General features: G+C 71.9%; 4 protein-coding genes. All 4 read left to right on the top strand.

Going from position 1 to position 4,592, the window contains the following annotated elements; all coding sequences use genetic code 11:
• Positions 1–2,360: FtsX-like permease family protein (locus PV363_RS16005; protein WP_301022850.1), on the top strand; the 2,360-nt coding region annotated here is incomplete at its 5' end.
• A gap of 271 nt (positions 2,361–2,631) precedes the next feature.
• On the top strand, positions 2,632–3,273 hold the full coding sequence (locus PV363_RS16000) for an HAD family hydrolase (protein ID WP_301022849.1): 642 nt from the start codon (positions 2,632–2,634) through the stop codon (positions 3,271–3,273).
• A gap of 54 nt (positions 3,274–3,327) precedes the next feature.
• Positions 3,328–3,723, top strand: a complete 396-nt coding sequence (locus PV363_RS15995; protein ID WP_220343535.1) for a cold shock domain-containing protein — start codon at positions 3,328–3,330, stop codon at positions 3,721–3,723.
• A gap of 52 nt (positions 3,724–3,775) precedes the next feature.
• The gene (locus PV363_RS15990) at positions 3,776–4,588 is read left to right on the top strand and encodes a DUF3027 domain-containing protein (protein WP_301022848.1); all 813 of its coding nucleotides are present in this window, start codon (positions 3,776–3,778) and stop codon (positions 4,586–4,588) included.
• Positions 4,589–4,592 lie beyond the last annotated feature (4 nt).

The following is a 4,592-nucleotide window of genomic DNA, read 5'->3' as shown; positions in this document are numbered from 1 at the left end:
CGGGGGCGGGTGAGAGCCCGTGGGGGACGGAGCGTCCTCCCGCAAGCGCCTTGCAGGAGGCGCTCCCAGAGGCGACCCTCGTCCCGGTCCGGGCAGGACGCACGACCGTCACGCGATCTCGGGGCGCGGTCGACGTCCTCGAGGTGGACGTGGCAGAGCCCGCGACCGAGGGCCTCGTCATGCTCTCCGACGGCCGCCTTCCCCGGACCGGCGACGAGGTCGTGGTCAGCCCGGGCCTTGCTGGCGACGACGGGGTGCAGATCGGCGACACCGTCGGGCTCGGGGGTCGAGAGCGCGAGGTCGTGGGCATCGGGACGTACGACTCCGTCGCGACATCGCCGGGTCGCCACTCCCTCGTCACCGTGCCAGGTTCCGGCCTCCTCGACGACGCGGACGTGTTCACCGACCACCTGGTGGTCCGCGACGCGCCCGTCACGTGGGATGACGTCAAGCGGCTGAACCGCCTCGGCTTCATGGTCGTGTCGCGGTCGGTCGTCGAGAACCCTCCGCCGAAGTCCGCGCAGTACCCCGAGCTCGTCGAGTGGGATCGTCACGACGCCGAGCGCGAGGTCCTCGCGATCGTCGTCACCGCGATCGTGCTCCAGGTCGTCCTGCTGGCGGGCCCCGCCTTCGCCGTGGGTGTACGTCGCCAGCGCCGCGACCTCGCGCTCGTCGCAGCCGCCGGCGGAGGGCCGGCGGACGTCCGGCGCGCGGTGCTCGCGCAGGCGCTGCTGCTCGGCCTCGGGGCCGGAGCGCTCGGGGCCGTGCTCGGTCTTGCCCTTTCGCCGGCGATCGTGGCGCTGATCCCGCGCGCGGTCGACGACACGGTGCTCGGTCCGTACGACGTCATGTGGCCTGCCGTCCTGGCCGCTGTGGTCCTCGGCGCCGTCGCGGCGTTCCTGGCCGCCCTCGTCCCGGCACGTCAGGTCGCGAACCAGGAGGTGAGTGCGGCGCTCACGGGTCGTCCGAGCAGGCCGGGTCGGCGCAACGGCTGGCCGCTCGTCGGTCTGGCGCTCGTGGCCGTCGGGCTGGCCCTCTGCTTCACCCGAGGTGTCCGGCCCGGGGGCGAGATCGCTGTCGCCTCCGGAACGATCGCCGTCGTCCTGGGCACGGTCTTCCTGACGCCGCTCGTGCTCGCCGGGGTGGGGCGGCTCGGTCGGGCCCTTCCGCTGCCGTTGCGCCTCGCCGTACGGGACACGACGCGCCAGCGTGCCCGCAGCACGCCCGCGGTCGCCGCCGTGATGGCTTCGGTCGCCGGTCTCACCGCCCTGGCCATCGCCGGCGCGAGCGACTTCGAGCAGGAGCGCCGGTCGTACACGTTCGCCTATCCGCTCGGGACGACCATGCTCAGCGAAGAAAGCGGGCCGGTCGATACGGCGGCGCAGGCGGCCGGCGAGGCTGCCGGCGTCACCTTCACCCCGATCGGGACGGCCGGGCAACGAGGGAGCGACGCGGCCGGCGAGGGATGGATCGACGTCGCGGTGGAGACCGAGGACTGGGGTCGGTGGGACACCCGTGAGGTCGCCGTCGCGACACCCGAGGAGCTTGCCGGGTGGGGGATCGAGCTGACACCCGAACAGGGCGAGACCCTTCGCACCGGGGGCGCGCTGGTCGCCGGACCCTCCCTGCTCGATGGTGACGGGCGGGTCACGCTGGGGACGTACGAGGAAACGTCCGACGGGGCCTCGGAGGACCTGCGCACGGTCGCGCTCGACGGTTCGGCCGCCGACCTCGGCATGGGGGCGGTACCGCAAGGGCGTGAACCCGTCGTCGCGCTCGCCGTGATCGCCCCGCAGACCGCGCAGGCCCAGGCCATCCCGTACGAGCGGAGCAGGGCGCTCGCCGACTCGACCCTCACGGCCCAGCAGTTGCGCGACGTTCGTGCGTCGTTGCGCGAGATGCCCGGGCTCCAGAGCACGTGGACCGAGCGAGGGTTCCAGGAGACGTTCACCCTGCAGTTGCTCCTGCTGATCGGCGCCGGAGGCATCGCGGTGCTCATCGGCACCCTGAGCGCGACCGGGCTGGCACTGGTCGACGCGCGTCCCGACCTTGCGACGCTCGCCGCCGTCGGCGCAGGGCCGAGGATGCGCCGCGCGGTCGCCGCCGCGCAGGCCGTCGTGCTCGGTGTGCTCGGGGCGGCGCTGGGTGTCGTGGTCGGGTTCGCGCCAGGGCTGGCTGCGGCGCGGCCCCTGACCACCGATCGCTGGGGAGCCCTCGAGGGGAGCCCGGGAGGACCCGTCATCGACATCCCGTGGGCGGTCCTCGTCACGCTCGTCCTGGTCGTCCCGATGATTGCGGGGGCGGTGGCCGCAGTCGCCACCCGGGGTCGCGTCCCGCTCACCCGCAGGCTCGCTCAATGAGGTCGGCACTCACGTCGCTGTCACTTGGTGTTACAGAACCGTTATCGCGGAACGGACAGCATCTGAGTACCTGCCGCGTTTACAGTGTTCATAAGGTACGGCACAAGGTGTAGGGGGCACTGATGTCGCACATCGATCTTGCAGAACGACAGAGAAGGGCCGCACGGCTGCGCATCGCGCAGCTGGTCGCACTCCGGCGGGCAGCCGCCGACGGGGCAGAGCGGGTCACCAGGGAGGTCAAGTCCTCGTCCTGACCGCGTAGCCTGCGGGAGTGCCCACCACAGATCTCGGGACCTCTCCGCTCGTCGGCTTCGACCTCGACATGACGCTGATCGACTCGCGTCCGGGGATCAAGGCGGTCTATGACGAGCTCGCCGCCCGCACCGGGGTGGCGATCGACTCCGATCTCGTCGTGTCGCGGCTCGGTCCGCCCGTGGAGGTTGAGCTCGGCCACTGGTTCGCGGCGTCCGACGTTCCCGAGATGGCCGATCTCTATCGCGCGCTCTACCCGGACCTGGCGATCGAGCGGGTGAGGCCGCTCCCGGGTGCAGCCGTGGCGTTCGAGGCGGTGCGTGCTCGTGGGGGACGGCTCGCCGTCATCACGGCGAAGAACACCGCCGACGCAGCCCGACACCTCGATCACCTCGGGCTCCGTGCCGACGAGGTCCGAGGCAGGGCGTGGCGTTCGGGGAAGGCCGACGCGCTGCGCGAGCTGGGGGCCGTGGCCTACGTCGGCGACCACGTGCACGACATGGAGGCGGCGCAGCTCGCCGGCGTCCCCGGTCTCGCCGTGTCGACAGGCCCGTGCACCCCTGCTGAGCTGGCGGCTGCAGGGGCGTCTCGTGTCGTCGGCTCGCTCGAGGAGCTGCCCGCGGTCCTGGACGCCGTGTGGCCGCCGCGCGCCGTGGCCTAGGCTGGGAATCTGTCCCTGTGGTGCCGCCGCCCGCGACGAAGGTGAGGTCAAGCCGTGCCTGTTGGCAAGGTCAAGTGGTACGACTCCGACAAGGGGTTCGGGTTCGTGAGCCGCGAGGACGGTGATGACGTCTTCCTACGCGCCGACGCGCTGCCGGCCGGTGTGACCACCCTGAAGCCGGGCACCCGGGTCGAGTTCGGGATCGCTGCCGGGCGCCGAGGGGACCAGGCGTTGCAGGTCCGGGTGCTGGACCCGACGCCGTCGGTCGCCAAGCAGCAGGCAAAGGCTCGCCGCAAGCCGCCGGAGGACATGGTCGTCATCGTCGAGGACACCATCCGTCTGCTCGACCAGCTCGAAGGCACGTTCCGCGCCGGCCGGTTCCCTGAGGGGCGGACGTCCAAGCAGACGGCCGCGCTCCTGCGGGCGCTGGCCGACGAGCTGTCCTCCTGAGGGAGCTGCCCCCGGCCTGGTGAAGACTTGCCTCGTACGGAAGAATGAGGCTATGCCTCCCATCAGTCGTGCCGCGGGCTCCCGCGCGTCCTCAGGGCGCGCGCCCAAGCTGGACGCCGTCGCTGCCGCCGCGGTCGACGTCGCCCACGACGCACTCGTCGACGAGGTGGGGGAGCGACAGGTGGGCGAGCACCTCAGCGTGCGTGCCGAGGGTGATCGGGTCGTGACCCACCTGTTCGAGTCGGCTCAGGCCGGATACCGCGGCTGGCACTGGTCGGTGACCGTCGCCCGGGCACCGCGCCAGAAGAAGGTCACGGTCGACGAGATCGTGCTGCTGCCGGGCGACGACGCGATCCTCGCGCCCGACTGGACCCCCTACAAGGACCGTGTGCGGTCCGGCGACATGACCCCCGGTGACGTCCTGCCTCCGGAGGAGGACGACTCCCGTCTGGCGCCGGCATGGTTCGTGGGGGACGACGCGGTTGATGCCGAGATCGATCCGACGTCGGTCCGGCCGATCGCCGCCGAGGTCGGCCTCGGCCGTACGGAAGTGCTGTCGATCCAGGGCCGCGACGATGCCGCCCAGCGCTGGTATGACAGTGACCACGGACCCGACACGCCGATGTCTCGTCAGGCGCCGGGGCGATGCCGCACCTGCGGCTTCATGGTGTGGCTCTCGCCGCCGCTCGGCACCATGTTCGGGGTCTGCGCCAACGCGATGGCGAACGACGACGGCGGCGTGGTCTCCTTCGACCACGGTTGCGGAGCGCACTCGGCGGCTCGGGTGAAGCAGGCGACCGTGCCGGTCGCCCCAACCGTGCACGACACCCTCACGGACGACATGTCCGACGTCGAGTCGGTCTGACCCT

The organism is Mumia sp. (assembly GCF_028803055.1).
Classification (GTDB): Bacteria; Actinomycetota; Actinomycetes; order Propionibacteriales; family Nocardioidaceae; genus Mumia.
The sequence above is the reverse complement of the archived record's forward strand: the minus strand, read 5'-3'. Positions and strand labels throughout refer to the sequence as shown.

Coding starts and splice junctions, on each gene's coding strand:
- PV363_RS15990 (WP_301022848.1), top strand. CDS start 3,776: ATGCCTCCCATCAGTCGTGCCGCGGGCTCCCGCGCGTCCTCAGGGCGC.